This is a genomic window from Brevibacillus choshinensis (assembly GCF_016811915.1).
GTDB lineage: Bacteria > Bacillota > Bacilli > Brevibacillales > Brevibacillaceae > Brevibacillus > Brevibacillus choshinensis_A.
Window position 1 is genome coordinate 441656 of sequence record NZ_CP069127.1, and the last position, 26222, is coordinate 467877.

Consider the following 26222-nt stretch of genomic DNA (forward strand, 5'->3'; position numbering starts at 1 on the left):
CTCACACTGCTTGTGGCTTTTTTGCTAGGCAAGACGCCAGAGGGTGAGCCTGCGATACACGAGAAAGATCAGCAGGTTGCCCACAGCTGCCGCGAGGAAAGCCGCCCATGGCCCCTGCCAAACGGTCACCCAGCCGGAGCCGTAGATGGAGAATACCATTCCCAGCTTGAAAATGGAGCCGGTGATGCCGCTGATCCGGCCGATCATGTGCGCAGGAGTGGTTTCCTGCCGAAACGTCCAGATGCAGATGCTTTCAATCGTACCGATCATGCCGGACAAAAAGAGTGACAGGCAGAGCATCCATGTGCTTTGTGCCAGGGCCATGAGCAGGTAAGAAACGGACAGCAGGAGAATCGTGGTGCCCAGGATCTTTCCGGTCGGAAAGCGTTTGCGCAGCCTCGCGACCAGTGTACTCCCGATCAAGCCGCCTACCCCCGCCGCAGAGAGCACGAGACCGAGCTGGGAATTGTCTAGCTTCAGATGGTCCTTTGCAAAAAAGATGATCATGGCGTCGTACACGCCTGAAGTGGCATTGAGGAAAATGACGAGAATGGTAATCATCCACAGGGGGCGATTGGAAAGCAGCTCTTGCCAGCCTGCTCGGAAATCCTGCCAGAAAGTGCCCTGCTGCGCGGCGATGGCGGGATGGCTCTCCTTTTCGAGGAACGATACCGCAATCAGCGCGATGAGGTAGGCAAACCCGGTTATCAGCAATCCGTTGTGGAGACTGGACAGCAGCAGGATGAACCCGGAGATCGCGGGCCCCATAATGTCGATCAGGGTAAAGAGAAAGGAAAAACGGGCGTTGGCAGAGGTAAGCAGCGGCCTTGGGACCACTTGCTTGATGATGCTGACCCGGGCATTTCCGTAGCCGTAGTTAAACGCCATCAGCAGAAAGCCGGCCACGTAAAAGTGAATGACCGCAGCTTGACCGGACTCGACCAGTGCATACAAAAGGAACAGGAGCACCATTTGCCCAAAGACCATCCATTGGGACCATCGCTTTTTGGAGAAACGGTCGACGAGCACACCAATGAACATGGCCAATAGCAGGTTCGGCAGGAACTCGATGCTTTTCATCGCGGTCATGGTGAGCGGCGAGCGGGTCATATCGTACAAAATTAGAGGCAGGGCAAGCTCGTAAACCTTTGCGCCACAGGTGACAAATGCGGAAGTCAAAAACAGGATGAGAAACGGACGGTTGCGCCAGATAGAGGTGAATGCAGGTGCTTCTGGAGCAGTGACAGCCTGTGTTTTCGGGGACGACATGGTAAAAACCTCCTTCTCCTTTTCCATTGTAGCTAGGAAAAGGGGAAGAAAAAGGGTAGAGTAGTAATTACTGAACTTCCCCTTTTGGATTGCGGAAAGGTGATACGTCAAAGAGGTGGCAACGATGCAGATTGCCTATCATTATTTGCGGCTCCGCCAGCATTTTGCCCATGTAGCAGAGGGTGTCACTCAGGAGGTGAGCCTTCCTGAGCTGGCCGACATCTTCTGCTGCACGGTGCGAAATGCGAAAATGGTCGTCAAGCAGCTTGTGGAGCAAAAATGGCTCGAATGGATTCCGGGCAGAGGCAGGGGGCACGTCTCCCAGATCATTTTCGTGAAGACCAAGGAACAGATTGTGATTCCGATCGCGCAGGCGTACGTCCGACAGGGAGATTTGGAAAAGGCGATGCTGCTGTTAAATGAGTGGAGCGTATCCGGTAAAATGAGAGAGGGCTTTTTTGACTGGCTATCCGGACAGTTCGGTTTTCGTACGGAAGAAGGGGAGGGGGAGACGCGGGCGCGGGATACGCTGCGCATGTCGTTTTATCGAACCATCCCGGCACTTGACCCGGCATTCGTTGGCAGGGTCACGGAGTCTCATATGGTCAAACAAATTTTTGACACGCTGATTCGCTATGATGAGAAGCGAGGGGCATTTCATCCTCACCTCGCCCATCACTGGGAGACGAATGCAGATGGGACCGAGTGGACGTTTTACTTGCGCAAAGGAGTGCTTTTTCACCATGGTCGCGAGCTGACGGCGGACGATGTAGTCTGGACCTTAAAGCGACTGGCCGACCCATTGACTGGCTCTCCGTATCTTTGGATGCTGGAGGATGTGGAGGAGCTGTCCGCTGTTCGGGACACGATCGTGAAAATCAGGTTGAGGCGCCCCAATCGCATGCTGCTGTCCATTTTGGCCTCCGATCGCCTGTCCATCGTTCCAGGAGACATGGTGCAGCAAAAAGGAGAACGCTTTGCCCGTGAGCCGGTGGGCAGCGGCCCCTTTTGTCTCGTGGAAAACAGCGAGCAGATGTTTATCTTGGATGCATTTCCTTCGTACTTTCTGGGGAGGGCTCATTTGGATCGGGTGGAAATATGGATCGTGCCGGAAAACAAACGCACGCAGGAAGTGATTCCTTCCATAGCGGGTGAAGTGCATGTCCTCCAGCCGATGCTGGACGTAAAGGGACGAAGAGAGGAATGGCAAGAGTTTCAGCAAATGGAGAAGGGCTGCAAGTACTTGGCCTTCAACCTAAATCGCAGTGGTCCCTCGCAGAATCCCGCCTTCCGTGAGGCGATCCATCGTTTGGTGGATCGAGAAAAGATGATTCGGGAAGTGGCGGGGCGGCGGTACATACCTGCAAACGGCTTTATTTTGGATTGGCAAGAGCATGGCTATGACGCTTCCCCAGTGGATCCAAGAGATGCACAAGCCCTGCTCGCTGCATGCGGATATCGGGGAGAGGCGCTTGTCCTCTACACCTATAAGGGCGCGGGAAATGAACAGGATGCCGCGTGGCTGCAGCAGCATTTGCGTGAGTTGGGGGTTGCCGTGGAGCTTTTCATCGTTCCCATCGAAGAGCTCGGTAAACCGCAGACGCTGAGCGAGGCCGACATGATCTTGGCTGGAGAAGTTTTTGATGACCAGCTGCTGCTCGGGATGATGGAGATGTACAAGTCCAGCCGTGGCTTTATTCGCCTCCTATGGGACAAGCAGCTGCGGGAGGAGATCGATCAGGAGATGGACAAGCTCATGCTGGAGGGGGATCCAGCCAGACAGAAAAAGTGTTTGATACGGGCAGAGGAGTTGCTGAAGGAACGGTCGGCCTTATTGTTCCTGTTCCATTCTCTCCAGCAGTCTGCCTACCATTCTGCGCTGGCGGGCGTTTCGCTGAATGCATTGGGCTTTGTCGATTACAGAGACATCTGGTTCAAGCCGTAAAAAGGGGGAAACAACGATGAAGCTGTTTCGTTTTGATCAACAGGTGGGGCGCAAGATAGATCGGTTTGATTCTGTCCATGCGACGATATCCCGGATCGTACGCACCCCGGATTCTGTCCATATCGGGTGCATGCATTTGGATGCTGGAGGCGTTGTCGGCTATCATCCGGCTGTCGCTGCTCAGCTTTTTCTGGTCGTTTCCGGGGAAGGCTGGGTCCGCGGAGAAGACGACGAGCGGGTGCCGATCTCGGCGGGTCAAGCTGCCTTTTGGACCGCTGGAGAAGGGCATGAGTCGGGTACTCAAACAGGAATGGTTGCCCTCGTGATCGAAGGAGAGGGACTGGAGCCGGAAAACTTTATGCCCTCGCTGTAAGCATGTCTGTGTAAAAGAAAATCGGCTTGCCAAAAACACTCACGAGCAGAAGAATCCCTACTACCAAAGAAAGTCGGTGTGAAAGGCAATGACGGGGAAAACGCATTTGTTGCTTGGGGCCATGGCTGGCTATTACGGGTACCCTTCGTGGAAAGGAATCGCGATGGGAGCAGCGATGGCTCTCCTGCCTGACATCGATCAGGCAAGAAGCAAGATTGGACACAGGCTGAGACCGTTGTCGTCAGCACTGCAAAAAGGAATTGGTCATCGTACCGTGACGCACTCCTGGGTCATGCTGCTGCTGCCAGCCATGTTGTTTGGCGATACGCTTATGGCTCAGGCGGCTTTGTACGGGCTTTTGTCCCATCTGATCAGTGACGCCATGGTCGGGCGCATCCAGTTTTTATGGCCGATCAAGCAAGGGTGGATTGGCATCAGACTGACCAAATCCATGTACATGGCGGTTGATCGCCTCGCATTCTACGTGGCGATCGTCTATCTTCTGTATTGGGGATACAGGGGTGGAGCCGAACAGCTCGTCCATAGCTTATCATAGTAGGAACACATGGAGGGAAGCTCATGGAACACAGAGAAGGCTATATTGAAGTGCCGGGTGGAAGGGTTTGGTACAACCTGTTGGGGGAGGAAAACCGGAACGAGACTCCCTTGATCGTCCTGCACGGCGGGCCGGGAAACACGCATGATCCGCTGAAGTCGGTCCTGCACGTGCTGGCTGACGAGAGGCCGGTCATTTTCTACGATCAGCTGGGCTCGGGAAATTCGGATCGACCGACGGATGACTCGCTGTGGCACACGGAGCGGTTCGTGGAAGAGCTCATGGATATCAGAAAAGCGCTCGGACTGGACGAGCTGCATATCCTGGGGCACTCTTGGGGAACGATGCTAGCGGCTGCGTATCTTGTGGATCGCAAGCCTGCAGGGGTCAAGAGCGTGATTTTCTCCAGCCCTTGCCTGAGTGCTCAGCGCTGGAAAGAGGACGCTGATCGCTTTCTTGCGCAATTGCCAGAAGAGGTGCAGCAGACGATTGCACGTCATGAGGAGCAGGGAACCACGGATTCGCCAGAGTATCAGGAAGCCATGAAGGAATACTACCGCAGACATGTGTGCAGAATCGATCCTTTGCCGACTGTCATGGCAGAAAGCCGGCCAAAAGGCAACAAAGAGATTTACATGAAGATGTGGGGACCTTCCGAGTTTTGTCCGACAGGGAATCTAAAGACGTTCGACTATACGCCGAAGCTGCATGAAATCACCATTCCTTCGCTTTTCGTCTGCGGGCGGTACGATGAAGCGGCACCGGAATCGACCCAGTACTATCATTCTCTCGTGCCAGGCTCCGAGTTCCGTGTCTTGGAAAACAGCTCCCATGTCGGCTATTTGGAAGAGCCGGAAGCGTACATCTACACTGTGAGAGACTTTTTACGCCGAGTGGAGGCCAAATAAAAAAACGCGGGGCGTGTGCTCCCGCGTTTTTAATGTTTCATCAGCTACGGCATCATGAATTGCTGCACAAGCTCCGCGTTATCTTGCATGAATTTTTGTGCTGCGACGCCCACTTCCTGCTGGATGCCCATCATTTGCTCGTCGGTGACGGTAGCGAAATTGATGGAGTTATCCGCACCCATGGCAGGGATTTCCAGGGACTTTCCGAATTCCGCTTTGGATTTCAGCTTGAAGCTCAATCCTTTTGGCATATCCGGTGTCGGGTTTTCAAAATTCACTTTAACTGTGCCTTCGGAATCGACGCTGCTATCTGTTTTGGTCTCAGATACCGCTACGCTGCCGGAAAGAGAAACCGGCTGCGGCTCATATTCGTCTTGGAAAGAGAGGGTGAAATTGTAGGTGCCGCTCTCTTTCTTATCTTCCTTGGTTGTCTCGAAGGTCGTTTTGAAGTCCAGCGTGTTCTTCGCTTCTTCTTTGATCACGACACCTACGTTGCCAGTAGTCTTGCCGCTTTTCTCAGATGCTTTGTAGGTCACGGACAATTCGCTGTTTTTCGCATCTTCCGGATTCATCAGGGAATAACGATAGTAGGAATCTCCGCCGTTTTGATAGGCGACATTGTTCCAGAAGACCTGCTCTTCATTGCCTTTCTCGCCTGTGAACAGGAGCTTGCGGGACAGGATTTGATGGTCGTTGTCGATCAGCATGACCATTTTCAGCTGCTCTTTGCTGGTGGAGGTATTATCCTTCAGATCTGCGAGCATGTCGTCAAAGCCTTTATCGTAGTTTTTCTTGAACTCTTCCTTGGACAGCTCCTCTTCGACCTCATAGCCGCTGTCTTTCATCAGAGTAGAGACGTTGTGGTAACGCGTGTAGATCAGATCAAACAGCTTTTGGTCGGCTTTGGCTTTTTCCGTGATTTGCGTAGCGAGTGCGCGTGCTTCTTCTTCGGTGAAGCTCACGGTCACTTCGCGAGCACTTGCCTGGAAGCCTTCCTCGGAGAACGCAACGTCCTTTTTCATAGTGACTTGACTGTCCTTCAAGCTGTTGGCGTAGAGCAGCGCATAAGGGGTGAGCACGCTTTTCACTTCATCCTGCTTGATGGAAATGGCATTGTACAAGTCATTGTAAGTCATAAAGCGTTTTGGCAGATCTTGGCCAAGCTTTTGCTGAAGGGCTTCGCGGTCCTTCAGATCGAGGTAGCCGTACTTGGCATAAAATTCAGGGAGACGGAAGCCGACGAGGGTGTCATTCATGAAATATTCCAGGGTAGCCAGCTTTTTGTCTTTGAGATGTACCTCTAGATTCCCGGACTGCTGATGCTTTTGCTCATCGATGTTGCTTTGCATGACGAGTTTTGCGTCCTTTAGCAGATCGAGGATTTTTTGCGCTTGCGGGTCAGGGATCGTAGCATCGAGATTGATATCGCTGAGCTCGGTAGTGGAGTGGACAGGCTTCTCCAGATACGGCTTCATGTAGTCTTCGTATTTTCCGTATGCCTGCGAGATGTCATCAGAGAACTTCAGCATGCTTTCAGCTTCTGATTGCAGATAAATGGTTTTGGCGCTTTTGAACATATCCAGCTTCGCGTACGCCGTTCCCAGTCCTCCCAAGACCAGGACTGCTGCCGCACCGATAATCAGCAAAGGCTTCTTGTAGCTTTTGCGCGGTGCGGTCACATTTGTTGCGGTTTCCATGAGGTTCCTCCCTTGTTTTCTCTCTCTAATCTGAAGTGCGGATGTAAAAAGGTTTTTCGCACTCGATTTCGTATTGTACCATAAGGGAGAAAGATGAACGCGTTCATTAGTAAGATATTACTAAAAACAGGAAATAAGTCCCAAATCAGGGCGGCAGTACTTGCAGAGTTGCATGTACCCATCTGTTTCTTCATGATTAGGAGAGAGTGATTGAAATTGCGGGTACGTCCCGTTCGATATCAGCCTTCTAGCCAGCAATCATTTTGAGGAGGGATAGCAAGTGGATTTTCGCGTGCTGCAAACGTTTTTGGTAGCGGCTACGACGGAAAATTTTCATCAAACGGCCGAAGCACTGTTTATCGCTCAGCCAACCGTCAGTCAGCATATTCGGCAATTGGAAAAAGAACTGGGGATTGAGCTGTTCGAGCGTGTAGGGAAGCGGGTGCGCCTCACAGCCGCGGGAAAACGTTACTTGCCGCATGCGAAAGCACTCTTGGAGCAATGGCACTACGGGGTCGAGGATTTGCAGGCATGGAGACAGGGCTATCGAGAAAAGCTTCATCTGGCTGTCTCGCCCATTATCGCTCGTGCCCGGTTATCCCATTTACTGCACCGCTACACCAAGCTGTACCCGGACGTGGATCTGTCCATAAAGATCGCGGACTCGGTGGAGATCGGTCCGCTGGTGCAAAGCGGACAAGCAGATATTGGCTTGACGAGAATGCTGCCCGGAGAATTTCAGTTGGCCACGTATCTGCTTTATGAAGATCCTGTCGTGTTTGCGGTTCCGTCCAATGGAGGAGATATGGAAGCCCCGCTGCCGGATTGGGAGGCGGAGCTTCAGTCCAAGCGGTTGTTGACCCACAATCACCCAGGTTACTGGGATGAATTGCTGCTTCTGCTGCGTCAGCGAGGACTTTCCTTGCGTACGATGGCAGTCTCGCAAGTGGATATCACCAAGCGCTTCATCGAGGAAGGATTGGGGGTTTCCTTTTTGCCGCGTACCGCTGTCAGCCGCGACTTGTTTGAGAATCGCTTCATCGAGCTGCCGACGCCCGGTCTCGTTTTACCTAAGGTGGCTTCCTATCTCGTGATGCCAAAGGGGGGCGTCAGCGATACCGCCCAGCGTTTCGTCGATATTTTGCACTCGTTGTACGCACCCATGCCGCCTGTTGTGATCTCCGGTCGGTCCTAGGGTTTATCGAGGATATATCGATTGTGATTTGTAATCAAAATTGCCCCTATGTTCTATTTCATTTACGATTCGCTATCGGATATACTAAAAGAAAAAGAGACGGTTACAAGGAGTGGGATCAATGAGTAAACAACATACGTTGGCAATTGGTCTGGATGGAATCGCAGTAGCGGAAACGGATTTGAGCCTGGTAGACGGAATTAATGGCTTGCTGGTATACCGCGGTCATTGGGCGCGTGACTTGGCGATTCATCACACATTCGAAGAAGTAGCTCACTTGCTCTGGTTCGGTCATTTGTCAAGCGCAGAGGAACTCGCAGACCTGAGCAGTAAACTTAAAGCGAATCGTGAACTGCCTGAACATGTGAAAGGCATTCTGAAGCTCATCCCGGCTGATGTCGACATGATGAGCGTATTGCGCACCGGTGTTTCCGCACTGGGCAGCTCTGTGAACGGATGGCCTCCAACCATCGATGAAGTGATCTCATTGGCAGCGAAAATGCCGACGATCGTCGCTTATCGCTTTGCCTGTCTGGAAGGCCATGAGCCACTGGAGCCAAATCCGGAGCTCGATCACACCGCGAACTATCTGTACATGCTCAAAGGCGAAAAGCCGAATCCAGCTCACGTTCGCGCATTGGATGCCTACCTGATTTTGACGCAGGAGCACGGCATGAATGCCTCTACTTTTGCTGGACGGGTAGTCAGCTCGACGGAATCTGATCTTATTTCTTCCATCACGGCGGCCATCGGAACCTTGAAAGGACCGCTGCACGGCGGCGCACCATCTGAGGTAACGGAAATGATCGAGGCGATCGGCACCAAGGAAAATGCAGAACCGTGGCTCCGCAATAAACTGGATAACGGCGGACGCCTCATGGGCTTTGGCCATCGTGTCTACAAGACCGTCGATCCTCGCGCGACCGCTTTGCGCGTAGTCGCATCCCAGCTGTCTGCCAATGATCCGTGGTTTGATCTGGCGACACATGTAGAAAAAGTAGGCTTGAAGCTGCTGGAAGAATACAAGCCAGGACGCAAACTGAATACCAACGTCGAGTTCTTCGCAGCAGCTGTGATGCGTGCGGTAGGACTGGACGATGACCTGTTCACACCGACCTTTGCCGTCAGCCGTGTCGTAGGCTGGAGCGCACATGTGCTGGAGCAGGCTGGCAAAAACCGCATCATCCGCCCGCAATCCAACTACATCGGCACCATGCCCGAGTAAGGATCGGCGTGGGTATAAGCAGCACCCCCTTGGGAGAGACCTAAGGGGGTGCTGTTTTTTGGCAAGTGGATCGGTATTCGTCTAGAGAGAGCGAATCTGTTCGCGTATGCGGTGCGTACTGATGCCTCCGTGATAACAGATGACCGATGCGATGTCGAAGTCGGCATATTTTTTCAAGGACTGCTGGGCTGCGTCGAGGTCCAAAGTGGTCGGTCCATGGACGCCCATCAGTTTACCGTCCACACTGTACATGGAATCTCCTGCGATCAGCGTTTTGCTTCTGCGTACATAGAGGCTGATATGGCCCGCGGTATGTCCGGGAGTATGGATCACCTGTATCCCCCCGCAAAAGGGGAGCTCCTGCCCATCTGCCAGCAAATCGGTGACGGTTCCTTTTGGCGGATGTTCGAGATGAGCATCTTTGATTAAAGGGAGATCTCCCTCGATGTAGGGTTTTTCCTGTTCGTGTGCGAATACGCGGGTTCGTCCGCCGGTTTCCCGCAAGATTTCGGGCACATTCCCGATATGATCGAGGTCTTGATGGGTGAGGATGATCGCCTTCAGCTGATCAAACGAAGTGCCGGTTTTCTCCACGGCAGCTCGCAGCTCAGTAAACTGCCCGGGGAATCCAGTATCAATCAAAATGGCGTCTTCCTGATCGCGCAGCAGCGTGGGGTGAATCGTCATCCCGTGAAAGGGGAGGTGAAGCATGTGTACGCCTTTACAAGTATCCATGGCAGCAGCACCTTTCGTAAAATTATTTTTTTACGTATCTTTATATTATTGCGGTTCAAGCTTTTCCGTCCATTCAATCTTCCGGACACACTTTAAACCGGTTCAAACTGTAGGGAGGCATTGCACAACCCCCTGTAGTTTTGGCATGATGGTGAAAAAACAAGAGGAGTGGAACAAATGGCGCTGTTGTCTTCCCCGTTTCAAATAAAAGGACTTACCCTGAAAAACAGGATCGTCATGCCTCCAATGTGCCAATACTCGGTTGACGCGCATGACGGTACGCCAACAGACTGGCATTTTGTTCACTACGTTTCCCGCGCGATCGGGGGAACCGGACTGATCATCGTGGAGATGACAGACGTGGAGCCTGATGGACGTATTTCAAACGGCGATCTGGGTCTGTGGTCAGACGAACAAATTCCCGCTTACTCTCGAATTGTCTCGGAAGTACATAAATACGGAGCAAAAATCGGAATCCAGATCGGTCATGCCGGGCGCAAAGCCGAAGATGCAGAGGTACCTGTGTCCTCGTCGGCTATTGCTTTCCCAGGCTCCAGGTACAAGACGCCTCGTGCCTTGACTACCGAAGAGGTCCAAGGCATGGTGGTGAAATTTGCCGAGTCCGCCAGACGCGCTGTCGAGGCTGGCATGGATACCATCGAGATTCATGGCGCGCACGGATATTTGATCCATCAGTTTCATTCTCCGCTGACGAACAAGCGTGATGACCAATACGGCAAAGACCCTGCGCTGTTCGGCGTCGAAGTCATTCAGGCTGTGAAAAAAGTAATCCCGGCTGACATGCCACTGATCATGCGAGTCTCCGCTGTAGAGTATGTAGATGGTGGATACGGATTGGAGTACAGCACAAAGCTGTGCCGCCGCTACCAAGAAGCAGGCGTGGATGTATTCCACCTCTCCAGTGGCGGGGAAGGTCCGATTGGCTCTGCTGGACGTCCAGGCGTTCATCCGGGCTACCAGGTTCCGCTGGCGCGTGCGATCAAACAGGCTTTGAACGTACCGGTAATCGCGGTGGGGAATTTGGACGATGCCAAGCTGGCAGAAGCCTCAATCGGAAATGGTGACACGGACCTCGTGGCAGTAGGACGCGGAATGCTGCGGGACCCGTATTGGGCGCTGCACGCCATTCGTGCCCTCTCTCCTGAGGAGCTTCAACCGCCGAAACAATATGGACGTGCCTTTTAAGGATCTTTAGCTGAATAAGATAAAATGAAAGCAGTCTTTTGCCCGGGTTTTTGGGGCAGAAGGCTGCTTTTTTGCTGCGAATATGGGACGTCAGGAAAGAGGCGGAAAGGAAATGGTGAAGCGTGTGCCTTTTCCACACTCACTCTTGACGTCAATTTCGCCTTGCATGGCTCGAATCAGGCTGAAAGCAACCATGGTGCCGAGACCGGTGCCTTTTTCTTTGGTGGTAAAAAAGGGAGTTCCCAAGCTTTGCAGCTGCTCCTGGTCCATTCCATTCCCTGTATCTTCAATGATGATCGTAATGTTTCCATCGATGACCTGCAGGGTGATCATCAAATCTCCGTTTCCCTCAATGGCTTCGATGCCATTTTTCATGAGATTAATGAGAGCTTGGTGGAGCTTCTGGCGGTCCCCCCAGATGTGCAGCTCCTGATTCGCTTTTTTGATGTGGAGAGCGATATTTCTCATGCTGGCAAAAGGATGAATCACCTGAATGATGTAATCCAATTCTTTATTTACGTTTAGCGAAACATCACTTTCCATAGAAGGTTTGGCAAAGGTGAGGTAATCGCTGATGATATGCTCGGCCCGATCCAATTCCTTCAGGCTAAGATCGATATACATCAGCTTTTTTCCTTGGGATAGGGCAGGATCCCGCAGTAATTGAATAAAGCCACGGGTCACCGTCAGCGGGTTGCGTACCTCGTGAGAAATACTCGCTGCCAGATGGCTTACCGTCTGCAGGTGCTCGATTTTCTCCAGCTCCGTGTTCAATTGCTGCTCAAAAAGCAGCTGCTCGAGCTGTTTTTCGAGAACCATTTTATCCGTATTGTTCCGGAGATGTACGGCCCAATTGCAGATATGTCCGGACGCGTCGTAAATCGGAGTAATGGACAGGATCATTTGATATTCCTGTCCGGCATCGGTGATCCGAATGGTATCCAAAAGCTCCAGACGGGCGGCATCCTCAGCGTGCGCTGGTTTTTCGAAAGCAATGACGTGTTGAAAGTAATCGCTCATCTGCTTGACGAGGTTGGGCGGGATAGAGGGGCACTGAAGAATGTGAAATCCCTCCAGACTGCTCTTGGACCATCCGAGCAGACGGGAAAATGCGGAATTGGCAAAGACAATCGTAAATTCCAGGTCTAGAAGCATAATCGGATCCCGATTGTGTTCGATGAATGATTTGCACAGCTCCCGCGAGGAGTGGAGCGCTTCCGCCTCTTTTTTCTTAAGGGCCGTGATGTCTCTCATGTAAATCGTGACGCCGACGGTTTGTCCGTCGAGCTCAAGGGGCACGGCTTTCACCAAAAGCTCCACTTCTTGATTGCTCTCGTTATGTACAGTGATTTCAAATTCGCTGCTCTCGCCGAGGACTGCACGTTTGAAGTAATAGGGGAAGGTCTCGATCTCATCCGGGACGATCCTGTCCTGGAAATGAGTGAGCGACCATTCATTATTGTGTATGCCAAACCAATGGGTAGCCGACGGATTCACGTAACAAAGGTTTCCTAAAGGATCCATGACACAAACCGCTTCTGTGTGATGGTCAAACAAAAAGCCAAAGGGGTAAGTGGATAAAAACTGATGTACATCTGTACTAGTTCTCAACAAGAACACCTCTTTTGAATATGGGGGATATCGTGGGTCGTCAGAACATTTTGGATCAATTTTCCACACCCTTTTCATTGTAGAATGATTCTGACAAGATATCCATAAAACAAAGTACCTGATCTTCCATCCTGTACTTGCAGATATTTCGGATAAAAGTCCCTCTGCTTCGGAACAAAAAAAGACAGACGCCGGAATGAAAGCAAGCGTCTGTCTCTGTACGGTAGAGTGGGTATATTTTACCAGGCGCACTCGTGATGCTCTGGAAAGAGCGTACGCAGGAGTGATTGCGATCATCCGTATCTCATCCCACTTTTAAACGATTGATTAATTCAGCCGTAATCGCGGCATTTACCCGGTAAAAACCGCCTGCTTGCCCGTGACCGTAGGGGAACGTGCCCACTCGGCTCCCAGAGCGTTGAGAATGTCCCTAACACTTGTGGGTATACATGACCAACTGTCATCCTCTTGGCGTCTCTTTGAGCGATTTGACCGCCTGCTGCAAGACTGCCAGTTCCTCAGGAGTGAGAGATTGCTCACGATAGCGATGCTTTTCGTAGGAAGCGGTAATGGTCGTCGCCAGCTGGAGGAGGACAGGGTCATGCCGGTGCTGCCGCAGACGTTTCACATATTCCTGACTGGTCTCGGAGCGGTTGATGGGCACGCCGAGTGAAGCGGTGTGTTTCAAAAATTGATAGTAGGCGTATCGAACGGGATCGTCTTCAGGCCCGGGAGTCCTTTTCAACCACTGACGCACATCCCACAGAGGCGTTTCGTCCTCCTGGTCCGTGGCGGCGAGCGGAGTCCAGATTGTGCTAGCGGCGAGGCCTTCCGTTTGGGGAGCGTCATTTTTACGATAGCGCCGCTTCCAAATCAAACGGGCTAGTCCCAACACAATGACTAAAGAGGCTGCTGCGATCAAATAAGGCTGCAAAAGCTCGATGAGAGATTCCCCTTGATCCATCGGAAAGTAAGCCTGCTCATCTACCTGACCCTGATTGTCCAGCAAGTCGTTGACTCTCCCATCCTTCTCCAGCACTCCCGAAAGACCTTCTGCCCAAGAGGACAGCTTCTCTAGGAGAGGCTCAACCAACCAGTACAGGCCGCTGCCGAGGGGGCCCTTCACCCATGACCAGAGCAGGCTGAGAGCCCCGAGTATCGCAGTGGCTATGAGCAAAAAGCCGGTGGCTATCAGTGTATGGGACGCTAGCACCTGTCCTGCCAGCTTGATGCGCAGGAGGGCAGGGAGGCGAGTGGTGACGGTTTGCTCGCGAGTGACGTATTCGAGCAAGCTGAGCAATAGATAGCTTGCGAGAGCAGATCCCAGCATCCAGTAGTAGGTAGAGGCATGAAAGCTGTCTGAGTGAGTGGCTGTCCCGTACAGCCCTCCTATTACCAGCTGGATGAGGCTGATCATCAGGAGCAGTATGAATCGGCGCTGCAAAGTGGCATGGCTGATTCCTTCCGAGGCGACTGCTTGCATTCGCCAAAAAAACAGGGCAGCGACAATCAGAGCTAGCAACCAAGAAGAAAAGGCCAGGTAGCCGAGTAATCCCACTCCAGCGACAATCAGATAAAGAACAAGCGTGAACAGCGGATTGCGGCTGCCTTCATGATAGGCGATGCCGCCGATGACAAAGAGCAGCGAGGCAATGGTGCCAACTAGCAGGAAAGGGCCTAAGCCGGCCTTCAGATAGCCAAACAGCATCAAGCCGCCAGCGAAAAGCAAAGCTTCCAGCCAAAAGGCCAGTGTCCAGCGTCCAATCGTGGTCGTGATCATCGAGCAATCAACCTCCCGATCCGTGATGCTTCATTGCGTCGAAGCACGGGCTGTTCTCCGGATACATCCAGTACCGCTACTTTGTGTCCGCGGCGGAGCAGTCTATCGATTGCCTGCTCGGTATCCTCATCCAGGCGTGGTGTAATCAGCAGAATGGCTTCCTTGGACGGGCTCTCTTCCAGTCTCCGGAGGATCGGGGCGATTGGTGTCGTGATATAATGATGCATTTGCGCCAGCTGGGTCATCACATGCAGATGATGGTTCTTGCCGCTTCCCGCAGGCATATGGAGGTGGGCACGGCCCCGTTGCTTCACGCTCATGAACAATTCGTATCCTAATGACTGCTTGCGGAAGAGGACAGATAAAGCTGCCAGACAGGATATCGTGCGCTCGTTGACGGCATCGTTGTGACGCTGCTGCAAAGGCTCGTACGACGGCAGAATGTGTCCGACAACCCGCCAGTCTGGACGAGCGGTATGCTCAAATACGCGAGTAGCCAATGACCCCGTTTTGGCAGTGGCTTTCCAGTTGATATGCTTGAAACGGTCTCCTGGCACATAGGGACGGACGCCTCGCTGAAAGGTGACATCCTCCAGCCGGCGCTGGCGGGACAGCCTGCTACCATCCGGTTCGGTATCCGCTAGCGAGATGGGCGGCAGCGGGAGCGGCAGCGGATAGACCAGCATGGAAAAGGATACCTTCAGTGGAATCGAGCTTCCTTCTTCGGCGAACAGCGGGAGTGTTTCGGACTGGACATCCGTGAGCCAGATGACTCCGCGCTTATGTGGCGTGATCGTCAGGATGCGCTCTACGCTTTGCCGCATCGGCAGATCGAGCCGTAGACGTACCGCTGTCCGCTGATTGCTCACTTTCACCTCATCCGCACCCTCCACTGTGACATGTTCAGGCAGTGTCAATCGCAGCCAGGTAGCAGGGAGAGGGAGCCAGGATCGGTTGTGCAAGCGAACGGTGATTTGTACAGGCGTCCCCGGCATGACGCGAGTCTGGTCTGCGATCCATTCGAGATCGACCCAACGGCGCATGTTTGCGAGCCACCAGTTCTGCGCAGCCGGCATGAAAAAGAACAACCCTCCAAACAGCCAGAGAAACCAGCTCCCGGAAAACAGGGCGAACAACAAGAGGAGAAATCCGATGACGTGAAAGGTTTGCTTCGTGTTCATGTGACTACACGCTTTCTTCGACAGGAACCGGCACGCTTTGCAGGATTTGCTGGGTGACTTCCGATTCTGTCACATGGAGCTCGGCCTCCATCGACAGGCGAATCCGATGGGTGGCGAGGCTCGGAAACACGCCTTTGACATCGTCCGGCAAAACGTAGGTGCGGCCTGCGAGGAACGCCGCCGCCTGTGCAGAGCGCAACAGAGCGAGCATGGCGCGCGGACTGATGCCAACCTCCACGGAGCGATGGGTGCGGGTTGCTTCTGTCAGGTCGATGATGTAATCCTCCACAGCTTTGCTCACATGGACGAGGGTTACTTCGCGCTGCAATGCGGCGATCTCAGAGGTGCTGATGACCGGTTCGATTTTTTCCAGTGGGGACTCGCTGCGAAAACGTCTGAGAATCTCCCTGGCATCCTCCTGAGTCCCATAGCCGAGCGACAGCTTGAACAAAAAGCGGTCTAATTGCGCTTCAGGCAGAGGGTAGGTACCTTCCGACTCGATCGGATTTTGGGTGGCAATCACGAGCATGGAAGAGGGCAAAGGCAGGGTGATCCCTTCGATGGTTACCTGTCGCTCCTCCATGCTCTCGAGCAAGCCGGATTGCGTGCGAGGAGTAGCCCGATTTATCTCATCCGCGAGCAGTACATCGGCGAATACCGGACCTTTGCGCAGCTCAAACTCTTGTGTGCGCTGATTGTAAACATGCAGACCGATGACATCGGACGGTAATAGATCGGCGGTAAATTGAAGGCGGTTATAGGTTCCTCCGATCGCCTGAGCGAGGGTCTTGGCAAGAACGGTCTTTCCCATGCCGGGCAAGTCCTCGAGAAGCACGTGACCTCGAGCGAGCAAAGCCGTCACGAGTAGGCGGATTTGATCCTCTTTTCCAACAATCACGCGGTTCATGCTGGCTATCAGATGTTCCAAAGTAGACTGAGCCATGGAAATTCTCCTTTTTTTCGAGGGTTGAGGGACAGAGTCCGAGTACTCATTATACAAATGTTATCCTATTTTTGCCAAATTTCCGAAAAGAGTGAGCGAGGTTTGCTCGAACCGAGATCAGCGCTCTAATAATTCTCTCAAAATGCAGGTGACATCAAATATGAACATATTACCATATTCAATATCCTTACTATGCAAAATTCGAGATATTGCTAACATGAATGTCGAACCTATGTAACGATGGGTATAGGAATGATAGGTATCAAGTCCTATCAATGTTCGACATTTTTCAGATATTGTCAATGTTTGACAAGATCTAGTACGATAGATGTGTCTTAATTTTCCGTCGTTTGCTAGGATTAGAAGAAACGGAGCCCTATCTCATGGATTGGTTGCTGAAAGAATTCCGTCATGTCGTGTACTTTCTTCAATGGGTACTTCTCCTGGCTTTCTGCTTTTTTTATATGGACGCACCGAATTCGGATTCACAATCGTTTATCGCTTTCCTGCTCATCGTCCTGGCGTACGTGAGTATTCTGTTCTACGCGCTGCCGCGAAAGCGATGGTTTTTGCTCGGACTGGTCGATATGGGCTTGGCCTTGTTTTTTATCATCCAGACCGGAAAATGGAGCAGTCCGTTCATGTTGTACGCATATACCACCCTGTTGTGGCTGATGGTGGTTTTGCGGTTTGAACAGGTGCTTCTGATCGTCGTTTTGTTCCTCATATCTGCTTCCCTGCTTCAGGAATGGCTTCCCTTCACCATGATTCCAGCTGACATGAATTTCAACCAGCTTCGCTTGCTTCTCGATATCACACTATGGGCTAGCATGACCTTTTGCTTCTTCGCTTTGCTGCGTTCGATTAAGAGTATGTATGCGCGATGCTACCACGTGTTTTTATACATGCAAAAGGTAGCTGCCAGCTCCACAATGAATTTGTGTGCGACCACCGAGCAGATGGTACGGCGTGTCTTTCGCTCGGAACAAGCGTTTTTGTGTCTTTATCAGAGCCTCGATGGAGAGGGAGATTGGAAGCGTGAGTACTATTTGAACACCTTGCTCGACGCGGGAGCCGAGGAATGGGAGAGCGTCAGGACCGAGCTTTTGGATGATTACTCCGGACGCAAGGATACATATGTCTGCATGCCGCTGCGTATGGATGGGGAAGCGTGGGGATGCCTGATCTTCTCGATATCGCCCAAGCGGGTATTGAATCGGGGAGAGCGCCTTTTGCTTCGAGTGATTTCCCTGATCATCTGTCAGCACAGAAAGCAGCTTCGCGCCCACTATGAACTGGCCCAATCCCTGCACGAGGAGATGCGGCGAAATCTGGCGCAGGACATGCACGACGGTTTGGCTCAGCAATTGTTCTTCTTGTCGGCCCAAATGTTTCAGTTGAAGCAGTCTTTGCCGCAGGAGGTACGGATGAGCATGGCCGAACGGCTGGAGCAGATCGAAGAACGCATCAAGTGGTGTCATGGTGAAGTGCGGCATACGATTACACACCTCAAGAAGTTCAGGGAATCAGAGCAGCTGGCGGAGGCAATCGACCAGCTCCTGAAACGGATGACCGTAGGAACGGATTTGCAGGTGCGCTTCACGTCGAAAGGAAGGGTACTGGAGGAAGAATTGCCCGTACTCGATGCGATTTACCGAATGGTGGAGGAGGCGACTGCAAATGCAGTCAAGCACGCACAGGCACGCATCCTCACGGTCAGCGTGGAAGCGTCATCGGTACAGGTAAAGGTACGTGTGCAAGATGACGGCATCGGCTTTGTCGCAGAAGAGAATACAAGGGAAGCCAAGTATGGGGTCGTGGGCATGCAGGAGCGAATCGCCCAGGTCGGCGGTACCTTGCATATCCGTTCCAAGCCGAGTGAGGGTACGGAAATCATGGCCATCATACCGAGAAAGGGAGTGGGGATGTATGGATAGCGTAAGGCTGCTATTGGCAGACGATCATCGCATCGTTCGCGAGGGACTGAAAATGATTTTGGAGAGCTCCCCGCGCTATACGGTTGTAGAAGAAGCAAGCGATGGAGACGAGCTGTTATCCAAGGCGTTGTCCGTAAAGCCTGACCTGATTGTCTCGGATTTGAAAATGCCTGGCATCTCGATCATAGACGGCTGCAAAGTGCTCAAGGATCAGCTGCCCGATATCAAGGTATTGATACTGACCGCTTTTGATGAAAGCGAAGATGTGTTTCGGGCATTGGAGTCCAATGTGGACGGGTATATCATGAAGGACACCGTTCCCGAGCAAATTTTGCATACGATGGACATGGTGATGATGGGATATTCCTGCTTCCAATCCAAGCTGCAGCGTAAACGAAAGGAAGAGCCGGATGTAGCTTTCACGGATCGGGAGCAAGAGGTCTTTCAGCTGATCGTCGAGAATTTGAGCAACCAGGAAATTGCGCAGCGTCTCTATATCTCGGAGGCTACGGTCAAGACGCACGTCAGCAGCATTTTGCGAAAGACAGGGCAACCCAACCGCTCTCAGGCGGTCTTGTACGCATTAAAGAAGGGCTTGGTCAAGGTAGCTCCTTAAGGGGCGGCCATCACAAGGAAAACGGTAAAGAAGGGTAGTCGATGAGACAGAGGAAAAGAAACAAAAACCACGCCAGTTACCTAGCGGATGCCATGTTTTACTGGATCTCCATTTTGGTTAGTGCCGATGCGGTAATGGCGATCCTCTTGCAGGCACTGGGAATCATTTCGAACGAATGGACAGCGATTGTCGGTTTGGTCGTGTGTGCGGCTGTCAGTTGGACGGTCTACGTTCTGCACAAGCGTTACGTGCTGCCGGAGACTTACTCTCTTCATGCCTCTGCCTTTTTGTGCACGTCCTTGCTCTTGTTTTTTTGCCTGTACAATCCCCAGCAGTTTACCGGATTGTGGACTGTTTTTCTCCTTTTTCCTATCTATCTCAGTTTTTTTTACGATCGCTCACTCGTATTGGTATGGAGTTCGATCAGTTACTTGCTGTATGCGCTCAGCCTGGGAACCGGACAGAGCCAAGCGTTTAGCATGGATATCTTCTTCCATCTGACGCTGGCGGCCGCGAGCGCGATCTGCACTTGGATCGGATATTCGACTCTCCAAAAAAGAATGGGAGAGGCCAAGATCGCAACGCAAGAACATAACCGCGAATACGCCATCACACTGCTGAATACACTGGTTCCGATCGTCGAGCGCAAGACGCAGATTAGCAGCCGAGAAATTGAACAAATGAGCCGGCTGATCAAGCGGATGCTGCGAGAGTTCCCTCATGACCAGGTGACCGATTGGGAAATCAAGCTGCTCTCCTTATTGCATTACGTCAGCCGCATCAAATTTCCCGATTACGTGTTCGAGACAGATGAAAAGCTGACGACGTTTGAATTCCAAATCATTCAGGAGCATTGCCAGTTTGGCTACGAAATGTTTCAGGAAGAACCGTCCTTTGCCAGAGTCGTACGTGCGCTGCAGGATCATCATGAGCGCTTTGACGGGACCGGCTACCCCAAAAAGCTGAAGGGAGACGACATCATTCTCCTGGCGCAAATTTTGGGAATCGTCGAGAGCTTCCTGGCGATGACGACGACGCGGACGTACCGGCAGACCTCCTCGATTGAAGAGGCATTTGAGGAGATATGCACGATGGCAGGGACGGCTTATGATGAAAAAGTGGTCAAGGCATTCGTCAAATCGGTACAAATTCATTCGCCCACCAAAGTATCCAATGTCCCTCCAATGGTCGGATAGCCTCCGCCCGATGGATAAAGAGAATCAGACTGATTTCCGATAGGCTTTCCGCTCTTGGCTTGGTAGAGTAGAGTAAGGAAAAAGGGGGGGAGGCACATGATGCAAAAATGGTGTGGGCGTTGCAAACGCCACTCGTTCAGCAGCGGAGATTGGTACCGTTGGATATGTCCGTACTGTAACAAGGATCTCACCATGCAAAAGGCTTCTCCCGCGACGATCCGGTTTATCCTGGTTCGCCCCTTTGCTCCCTATCGCTATACGCTGACCGATAGCCAGCTTCTACAACGCGACGAAAATACCGCCTGATACGGGCGGTATTTTTTTGTCCCTCCTCCTGTCTCATCCTTCAGTATGAGACAGGGTCAGCCTGCCTGCCAAAAATCTTCCTCCTTCCAAGCGGCTGGAGTCCCTCCGGTGGTGGAAGATATGGGGATTCGAACTTCGTACAATGAGACAAAGGGGTGGTCGGAGTGGGAGTCGTCTGGACAAAACGCATAGGGCTTGGTCTGCTTGCTCTTTTTTTCATCTTGAATCTGTTCCTGTACGCAAGCAGTCAATGGAACTCGGACCGGATACCCGGAATGGGCAACTGGCGAGTCTTATCCGTGCTGACAGGCAGCATGTCGCCGACGATCGATGCTGGGGACATGGTGATTGTGAGTCGCTACATCGGAAAAGTGCCCCAGACGGGAGACATCGTCACGTATTGGAAAGACGATCAGTCTCGCTCTCTCATTACGCACCGCGTCATCATGCGGCTCGAAAACGGCTATCTGCAAACAAAAGGAGATGCCAACCACGAGGCAGACGGAGGCTGGACGGACCCGAACCGTTTGGTAGGACAAGTGGTTTATACGATTCCGTATGCAGCAGCACTCCAGCAGCTTCTCAAGGAACCGTTGATGATGCTTCTCATATTGAGTGGCTTTCTGATTTTCGTTGTCTATACACAGCGTCGATCTGGCGCCAAACAGGATTTGAAACCGGCTTCGGTCGAGAACGAGACGATTGAGGGGGAACTAACATGAAGTGGGAACAGGTGAAAAACTGGCCGTGGAAGCGGATCATCGTCGGAACCGCTGTCATCTCTTCCATTGCAGCGAGCACCAGCTTTGGGACGTACGCGTATTTTACGAGCCAAGTAGAGGATTCGACCACCTTTGCAGCGGGGAGGTTGGAAATCAGTCTGGGTGAGAATCGAGCAAAATTCCAGGCGGAAGCCGACCAGCCCTTCCTGCCAGGCGTTCGCGTGGAGAAGACGCTGAGTGTGGAAAATAACAGCGATGTGCCGGTGAAGTACGCCTTGCTAGCGGAAAAAGCGGGAGGAGATGACGTCGTCTACGATCAGCTCGTAGCGGAAATTCGCCGCACCAGCGACGACGAGCTGCTCTACCATGGGCGAATCAGCACCCTGACCCAGGCGAACGTCGTCATCCCTGAATTGGAAAAGGGCGAGCGGGACCAGTTGCAATTTACCGTTTATTTGCCAGAAAGCACAGGGAATGAAGTGCAGGAAAAATCGGCAGAGGTCAACTTCGGCTTCCTGGCTACGCAGCAAGACAATGGCGATTACTTTGCACAGAGTGGGCCTGTCATGACCTTCACCCCTCAGGACTTGAGTGGAAAGCAGCTGCTGGACACGATGAAGCTGGCTAACCGTGTGGGCGAAGAAGAAAGCGCCAAGCACAAGGATGGCGAGGCGGCAAAGGGAATGACCTTTGTCTTGGCAGAGGGCTCTTATGATTTGAGCGGCATGGAACTCCCGAAACACATTACCTGGAAGGCAGCACCTGGCCAGGAAGGCAAAGTCATCATCCGGGCCGATGAGCTAGAAGTACACGATGCTTCCTTTGAAGGAATTCGCTTTGAAGGGCGGGGGACGGGATTGTTGGTCGGCTCCAACGTCAGCTTCCGCAATTGCACATTTGGCAGCGGATTCGACGAGGCTATCCGGACGGCGGGAGCAGTGGACGAGCAAACGGAAGAGTCCGAGAGCACCAAAGTCCTCGAAGGGCTGACGGTAAAAGACAGCGTCTTCGAAGGAGCCGACCAGGCGATTGTTCTGAATCAGACCATCAAAGCGGCATTGATTGCCAATAACACATTCAATGGCGGTAAACACGCCGTCGTCATAGCCAATGACAAGGAAACGCAGGTCCAGATTGTCGATAACGATTTCACCAAAACAGGCCAATACGCCGTGGAGAGCGGCGGAGTGCGGGTAGGTGATGGCATTGACGGATTTAAGGAGATCGAGGGAGAAGTCGTCGGGACGAAGAAGCTGGCTCTCCATTTGTACAAAGCAGATCTGTACCTGGAAAACAACAAGTATGCAAAATGAGCAGAGCGGACGATATTCCAGATCACGCTCGCGGTCCAGAGGGAGAGCGCGCTTTGCCCTGCTTCGGGATCAGATCATCGGGAGTGTCTTCCTAGTGGGTGTCGCGCTGTCCATGTGGGGGCAGCCGGCGACCACGTACAGCTGGATGTGGCAGGAGATCAAGGACACCGGGCATGATTTTGCTGTCGGGCTTCTCGATATATCATCGAGCAGTTTCGCTAGCGAGTGGCAAGTCATGCAAGGAGGCAATCAAGTCGTGGATCTGTCGAAAATGATACCGGGTGATGCCCGTCAGATAAAAGCGACACTTTCGAGGGGCGCAAGCGATTTGGACTTTCATTATAAAATCGTGGCGCGGGTAAAGGATACCGGTACGCCCGGAGCGGCACAAAAGCTAGAGGAAGTGCTGCGCATGCGGATTACCGAAGGCAGCCAGGAAGTCGTATACGACGGTCTGGTCAGAGATTTGCATCAGGAACAGCCTGGGATCGTCCGTGCGAATGGAACGGAGGGCGATTTTTCGGCGAATGAGGGAGATAAGTCATTTTTCATTTCGGTGTATTTGCCGGCAGAGGGCGTCGATCATTCCTACCAGTCGCTCAGCGGGGAGCTGGAGCTGCGCTTTTTGGCAAAACAGGCTACACCGAATGCCATTTTTGCAGAGTAAGGGGGGAACCACTTGAAGAGACTGGCGATGGGGTTGATGGCAGCTGCACTTGCGCTGAACATCGTGCCTCTGGATGGAACGCTCTCATTTTTGACCAGTGAAAAGAAGCAGGTGTCCCCCGTTTCAACGGGTACCAATGAAGACGTCTTCGTGACGGATGCGAACCGGATTGATTTAAAGACGAAGGTAGAGAAACGGACGAAGATCACGCGTAAGGTAAATGCAGACGGATCTTCATCGGAGACCAAGGACAGCAGGCTTTCTGTACTGGAGGGCTCTCAGGTCATTTCCTTTACGCCCAAGCGGCCACATCTGGATCTCGATGTGGAAAATATGACAGTGACAGGTGATGCTGCGAGTGAAGTCGTGGTGGAGCGCCTGGCAACGGACAAAGAAATTTCCTTTCGCATTTCCCATAGCCGCAAAAGTGCATGGGATAAGCGAAAAAGCGAAACAGAAAAGGGAGAGCTGCGGGTAACGGCACTGGGAGGCTTTTACTCCCTGTCGATTCCCTTGACGATCAGCACATCCTATCGGGAATCGACTGACTTGACGGAGGAGGCTGCGCCGAATCCGAGCACGCCGGGGACTTCAGACACACCGAGTACACCTGACACGCCTACTACACCTGCGCCGGGAGGAAACACGACGGAACCTGCACAGCCACCGTCTGCCGGAGAGGAGACACCAGCGACGCCACCCACTGATTCCAGCGGCCCGGCACCCCCATCTACACCCGACACGGGGACCGATCCCCCCGTGACGGATACGCAGGAGGGTACGCCATCCGGTTCCCCAAGTACTCCAGATGACCCACCTGCGAGTGATTCCGCGCGTCAGTGAAGATGGAATGACGACGGCCGCACAAAATACCCCATACTTGCCCAGCGAGGATGTCCTTGCTGGGTCTTTTTATGAGGACGACCGACTGAAAGGAGTAGACTCTCTCATACTGAAGTAGAGGGTAACAATCCTACGGGGCACTCTCTACAATTGCCACTCATGAAGGAAGTCACTCATCCCTCAAAAACCTACAATGAAAAATAATGGTAGAAGATAGAACTTTTCATTCATCATACGGAAAACCGAATAAGGAGGAATAAAATGAACATCAAAAAACAATTCGCATTATCACTGGCATCAGTAGGAGTCGGAGCTGCTCTACTTGGTGGGGGCACTTACGCTTGGTTTAACAGCACGGCGACCATTAGTGAAAACGAGTTCGCTGCAGGTACGCTTGATATGGAGGTCGCTGCAGTCAACGGCTACCAAATCAAGTTTGACCTGAAAGACTTAAAGCCCGGAGATTATATGACCAGAAGATTTGACATTAAAAACACAGGCTCCTTAGATATTAAGGAAGTCCTGCTGCAGCTGAACTTCAATCCGGAGACTGATTTCAGCGAAGGAAAAGCCCCGGATGGTAACGAGAATGTTAATGTTTCTGCGGGTAAAAAAGCGAGTGCCTTGGATTATCTGAGCCAATATGAAATTCAGTTTTTCAAGACGGAAGCGGAATCTTCCTACACGACGAGCGATATGGACCTCTTGAAGCAGCTCAAGTGGAGATTAGGGAAAAATTCGGTCACTCTGCGAGACCTGTATGAGCTCACCCAGACAGAACGGCTCGATATTGCATACCGCAATCTTTTAAATCCAAAGCCCGGAACCAATACGGCGGATGATGATCAAATTGAAATGAAAATTGGGTTTATCAATAATGAACAAAAAAATCCTGATGGCACGTATGTTCAAAATAAATACCAGGGTGATTCCATCAAGATTGCGTTTGACCTGGAAGCAACCCAATGGGAAGGGATCAAGCGTGACAATGGGGACAAGCCACCCATTATCGTGGACTAATAGGATCCAGGTTGAAGGTGGGTTCAGAAACCCGCCAGTTTTGCGCATAGCAACACTTCTGACAAATACCAACTATAGCATTTGGTGCAGCTTACCTAATTGATGGTATCACCCCTAGAGAAGCATAATCATAAGGAAGCCGTAAGCGATGACCCGACATACGGTATTGTAACAGGCTCATGCATATGCATGAGCCTGTTTTTTGTGGTTACTTGAAAAAGTCGATATTCAACTCATCCTCTGGTATGAGGGGAGCAAGTGATGAGTGTGAGGAGCGTTTCAACCGTGCAAGTGTGGAGAATCACCCTGAAGCAGGAAGATAAGATGTTGGAAAATCCGTAAGATTAAAACTGTGAACGGCAAACATTCGCTCCAAAGAAAGCGGGGGATAAAAGTTAGTGGCCTTACTCAAAAAAATCATATCGATACTGACCAGTACCCTACTAATCGTTGTGATTGCCATCACGGGTTTCCTGCTCGTCGGGAAAATGAACGACGGAAAAACTATGCTGTTTGGTAACCAACTCATGGTGGTTCTAAGCGGATCTATGTCTCCAACATTTGACACTGGTAGCATAGTTGCTGTTGGCCCGGTTGACTTCAAAGAAGTGCAGACCAACGACATCATCACTTTTAAGGATCCTGAAGGCAGAACGATTACACATCGTGTCGTCGAAATCAAGGATGATCAACTAATAACCAAGGGCGATGCAAATGACGGAAAAGACACATCTCCAGTAACATCAGATCGTTTCATTGGAAAAGTACAGTACTCCATTCCGTATATTGGATTTTTCATCGAGTTTGCCAAATCTGGCACAGGGATGCTGTTCCTCTTAGGAATACCTGGTGTTTATCTGATCGTAAGCCAAGTTTGGAAGTTGCTCAAAATGATCAAAAACGAGGACTCCAATACGGCAACAAAGTCACAAGCATAAATCACCTCAACCGGTGATACCTTGGGGGCTGGTAACAGAC

At 51.9% G+C, this 26222-nt stretch carries 24 protein-coding genes; 17 read left to right on the forward strand and 7 right to left on the reverse strand.

Annotation, left to right across the window (positions count from 1 at the left end; translation table 11 throughout):
• Positions 1 to 24 precede the first annotated feature (24 nt).
• On the reverse strand, positions 25 to 1380 hold the full coding sequence (locus JNE38_RS02450) for an MFS transporter (RefSeq protein WP_428993690.1): 1356 nt from the start codon (positions 1378 to 1380) through the stop codon (positions 25 to 27).
• A gap of 13 nt (positions 1381 to 1393) precedes the next feature.
• Between JNE38_RS02450 and JNE38_RS02455 the strand changes: the two genes are divergently transcribed.
• From JNE38_RS02455 to JNE38_RS02470, 4 genes are all read left to right on the forward strand, one after another.
• Positions 1394 to 3214, forward strand: coding sequence for an SgrR family transcriptional regulator (locus tag JNE38_RS02455; protein ID WP_203355100.1), 1821 nt, complete (start codon positions 1394 to 1396; stop codon positions 3212 to 3214).
• 16 nt (positions 3215 to 3230) lie between these two features.
• A complete protein-coding gene (locus JNE38_RS02460) occupies positions 3231 to 3587 on the forward strand; it encodes a cupin domain-containing protein (protein WP_203355101.1) in 357 nt (118 codons plus the stop codon).
• 88 nt (positions 3588 to 3675) lie between these two features.
• Positions 3676 to 4143: a metal-dependent hydrolase gene (locus JNE38_RS02465; RefSeq protein WP_203355102.1), complete on the forward strand. Its 468-nt coding sequence runs from the start codon at positions 3676 to 3678 to the stop codon at positions 4141 to 4143.
• A gap of 23 nt (positions 4144 to 4166) precedes the next feature.
• Complete coding sequence (locus tag JNE38_RS02470) at positions 4167 to 5051, forward strand: proline iminopeptidase-family hydrolase (RefSeq protein ID WP_203355103.1); 885 nt, start codon at positions 4167 to 4169, stop codon at positions 5049 to 5051.
• 44 nt (positions 5052 to 5095) lie between these two features.
• On the opposite strand, the gene JNE38_RS02475 is transcribed toward JNE38_RS02470, so the two are convergent.
• Complete coding sequence (locus JNE38_RS02475) at positions 5096 to 6748, reverse strand: DUF6583 family protein (protein ID WP_203355104.1); 1653 nt, start codon at positions 6746 to 6748, stop codon at positions 5096 to 5098.
• A gap of 280 nt (positions 6749 to 7028) precedes the next feature.
• Between JNE38_RS02475 and JNE38_RS02480 the strand changes: the two genes are divergently transcribed.
• Positions 7029 to 7943, forward strand: a complete 915-nt coding sequence (locus JNE38_RS02480; RefSeq protein WP_203355105.1) for a LysR family transcriptional regulator — start codon at positions 7029 to 7031, stop codon at positions 7941 to 7943.
• Between the two features lie 121 nt (positions 7944 to 8064).
• Entirely contained in the window at positions 8065 to 9168 is a 1104-nt protein-coding gene (locus JNE38_RS02485) for a citrate synthase/methylcitrate synthase (RefSeq protein ID WP_203355106.1), read from the forward strand.
• 81 nt (positions 9169 to 9249) lie between these two features.
• Here the strand turns inward: JNE38_RS02485 and JNE38_RS02490 are convergent, their stop codons facing one another.
• Positions 9250 to 9903, reverse strand: a complete 654-nt coding sequence (locus tag JNE38_RS02490) for an MBL fold metallo-hydrolase (RefSeq protein WP_203355107.1) — start codon at positions 9901 to 9903, stop codon at positions 9250 to 9252.
• A gap of 177 nt (positions 9904 to 10080) precedes the next feature.
• Between JNE38_RS02490 and JNE38_RS02495 the strand changes: the two genes are divergently transcribed.
• Complete coding sequence (locus JNE38_RS02495; protein ID WP_203355108.1) at positions 10081 to 11109, forward strand: NADH:flavin oxidoreductase/NADH oxidase; 1029 nt, start codon at positions 10081 to 10083, stop codon at positions 11107 to 11109.
• Positions 11110 to 11199: 90 nt separating this feature from the next.
• On the opposite strand, the gene JNE38_RS02500 is transcribed toward JNE38_RS02495, so the two are convergent.
• From JNE38_RS02500 to JNE38_RS02515, 4 genes are all read right to left on the reverse strand, one after another.
• On the reverse strand, positions 11200 to 12720 hold the full coding sequence (locus JNE38_RS02500; RefSeq protein WP_203355109.1) for an ATP-binding protein: 1521 nt from the start codon (positions 12718 to 12720) through the stop codon (positions 11200 to 11202).
• Positions 12721 to 13180: 460 nt separating this feature from the next.
• Positions 13181 to 14500 (reverse strand): DUF4129 domain-containing protein, encoded by a 1320-nt coding sequence (locus tag JNE38_RS02505; RefSeq protein WP_203355110.1) that lies wholly within the window; start codon positions 14498 to 14500, stop codon positions 13181 to 13183.
• Entirely contained in the window at positions 14497 to 15681 is a 1185-nt protein-coding gene (locus JNE38_RS02510) for a DUF58 domain-containing protein (protein WP_203355111.1), read from the reverse strand. The genes JNE38_RS02505 and JNE38_RS02510 overlap by 4 nt, the downstream gene beginning before the upstream one ends.
• Positions 15682 to 15685: 4 nt before the next feature.
• Complete coding sequence (locus JNE38_RS02515) at positions 15686 to 16624, reverse strand: AAA family ATPase (RefSeq protein ID WP_203355112.1); 939 nt, start codon at positions 16622 to 16624, stop codon at positions 15686 to 15688.
• A gap of 383 nt (positions 16625 to 17007) precedes the next feature.
• On the opposite strand from JNE38_RS02515, the gene JNE38_RS02520 reads away from it, so the two are divergent.
• The 10 genes from JNE38_RS02520 to JNE38_RS02565 all read left to right on the forward strand — a co-directional run bounded on the left by JNE38_RS02520 (position 17008) and on the right by JNE38_RS02565 (position 26182).
• Complete coding sequence (locus JNE38_RS02520; protein WP_203355113.1) at positions 17008 to 18561, forward strand: sensor histidine kinase; 1554 nt, start codon at positions 17008 to 17010, stop codon at positions 18559 to 18561.
• Positions 18554 to 19177: a response regulator transcription factor gene (locus tag JNE38_RS02525; protein WP_203355114.1), complete on the forward strand. Its 624-nt coding sequence runs from the start codon at positions 18554 to 18556 to the stop codon at positions 19175 to 19177. Before JNE38_RS02520 ends, JNE38_RS02525 begins: the two co-directional genes overlap by 8 nt.
• Positions 19178 to 19218: 41 nt before the next feature.
• A complete protein-coding gene (locus JNE38_RS02530; protein WP_203355115.1) occupies positions 19219 to 20373 on the forward strand; it encodes an HD-GYP domain-containing protein in 1155 nt (384 codons plus the stop codon).
• Positions 20374 to 20469: 96 nt separating this feature from the next.
• Positions 20470 to 20679: a hypothetical protein gene (locus tag JNE38_RS02535; RefSeq protein ID WP_203355116.1), complete on the forward strand. Its 210-nt coding sequence runs from the start codon at positions 20470 to 20472 to the stop codon at positions 20677 to 20679.
• A gap of 164 nt (positions 20680 to 20843) precedes the next feature.
• On the forward strand, positions 20844 to 21401 hold the full coding sequence (locus JNE38_RS02540; RefSeq protein ID WP_203355117.1) for a signal peptidase I: 558 nt from the start codon (positions 20844 to 20846) through the stop codon (positions 21399 to 21401).
• A complete protein-coding gene (locus JNE38_RS02545) occupies positions 21398 to 22714 on the forward strand; it encodes a right-handed parallel beta-helix repeat-containing protein (RefSeq protein WP_203355118.1) in 1317 nt (438 codons plus the stop codon). The genes JNE38_RS02540 and JNE38_RS02545 overlap by 4 nt, the downstream gene beginning before the upstream one ends.
• On the forward strand, positions 22704 to 23381 hold the full coding sequence (locus JNE38_RS02550) for a hypothetical protein (protein WP_203355119.1): 678 nt from the start codon (positions 22704 to 22706) through the stop codon (positions 23379 to 23381). The genes JNE38_RS02545 and JNE38_RS02550 overlap by 11 nt, the downstream gene beginning before the upstream one ends.
• 12 nt (positions 23382 to 23393) lie before the next feature.
• Positions 23394 to 24224, forward strand: a complete 831-nt coding sequence (locus JNE38_RS02555) for a hypothetical protein (RefSeq protein ID WP_203355120.1) — start codon at positions 23394 to 23396, stop codon at positions 24222 to 24224.
• Between the two features lie 261 nt (positions 24225 to 24485).
• Positions 24486 to 25244 carry a TasA family protein gene (locus JNE38_RS02560; RefSeq protein WP_203355121.1) on the forward strand — a complete coding sequence of 253 codons (759 nt, stop codon included), beginning with the start codon at positions 24486 to 24488 and terminating at the stop codon, positions 25242 to 25244.
• A 398-nt stretch (positions 25245 to 25642) separates the two neighbouring features.
• Positions 25643 to 26182: a signal peptidase I gene (locus tag JNE38_RS02565; RefSeq protein WP_203355122.1), complete on the forward strand. Its 540-nt coding sequence runs from the start codon at positions 25643 to 25645 to the stop codon at positions 26180 to 26182.
• The last annotated feature ends 40 nt before the right edge of the window (positions 26183 to 26222 follow it).

Bases quoted from the DNA above. Each gene is read 5' to 3' on its own strand.
- JNE38_RS02455 (WP_203355100.1), top strand. From the start codon at position 1,394: ATGCAGATTGCCTATCATTATTTGCGGCTCCGCCAGCATTTTGCCCAT.
- JNE38_RS02460 (WP_203355101.1), top strand. From the start codon at position 3,231: ATGAAGCTGTTTCGTTTTGATCAACAGGTGGGGCGCAAGATAGATCGG.
- JNE38_RS02465 (WP_203355102.1), top strand. From the start codon at position 3,676: ATGACGGGGAAAACGCATTTGTTGCTTGGGGCCATGGCTGGCTATTAC.
- JNE38_RS02470 (WP_203355103.1), top strand. From the start codon at position 4,167: ATGGAACACAGAGAAGGCTATATTGAAGTGCCGGGTGGAAGGGTTTGG.
- JNE38_RS02475 (WP_203355104.1), bottom strand. From the start codon at position 6,748: ATGGAAACCGCAACAAATGTGACCGCACCGCGCAAAAGCTACAAGAAG.
- JNE38_RS02485 (WP_203355106.1), top strand. From the start codon at position 8,065: ATGAGTAAACAACATACGTTGGCAATTGGTCTGGATGGAATCGCAGTA.
- JNE38_RS02490 (WP_203355107.1), bottom strand. From the start codon at position 9,903: ATGGATACTTGTAAAGGCGTACACATGCTTCACCTCCCCTTTCACGGG.
- JNE38_RS02495 (WP_203355108.1), top strand. From the start codon at position 10,081: ATGGCGCTGTTGTCTTCCCCGTTTCAAATAAAAGGACTTACCCTGAAA.
- JNE38_RS02505 (WP_203355110.1), bottom strand. From the start codon at position 14,500: ATGATCACGACCACGATTGGACGCTGGACACTGGCCTTTTGGCTGGAA.
- JNE38_RS02510 (WP_203355111.1), bottom strand. From the start codon at position 15,681: ATGAACACGAAGCAAACCTTTCACGTCATCGGATTTCTCCTCTTGTTG.
- JNE38_RS02515 (WP_203355112.1), bottom strand. From the start codon at position 16,624: ATGGCTCAGTCTACTTTGGAACATCTGATAGCCAGCATGAACCGCGTG.
- JNE38_RS02520 (WP_203355113.1), top strand. From the start codon at position 17,008: ATGGATTGGTTGCTGAAAGAATTCCGTCATGTCGTGTACTTTCTTCAA.
- JNE38_RS02525 (WP_203355114.1), top strand. From the start codon at position 18,554: ATGGATAGCGTAAGGCTGCTATTGGCAGACGATCATCGCATCGTTCGC.
- JNE38_RS02530 (WP_203355115.1), top strand. From the start codon at position 19,219: ATGAGACAGAGGAAAAGAAACAAAAACCACGCCAGTTACCTAGCGGAT.
- JNE38_RS02535 (WP_203355116.1), top strand. From the start codon at position 20,470: ATGATGCAAAAATGGTGTGGGCGTTGCAAACGCCACTCGTTCAGCAGC.
- JNE38_RS02545 (WP_203355118.1), top strand. From the start codon at position 21,398: ATGAAGTGGGAACAGGTGAAAAACTGGCCGTGGAAGCGGATCATCGTC.
- JNE38_RS02550 (WP_203355119.1), top strand. From the start codon at position 22,704: ATGCAAAATGAGCAGAGCGGACGATATTCCAGATCACGCTCGCGGTCC.
- JNE38_RS02560 (WP_203355121.1), top strand. From the start codon at position 24,486: ATGAACATCAAAAAACAATTCGCATTATCACTGGCATCAGTAGGAGTC.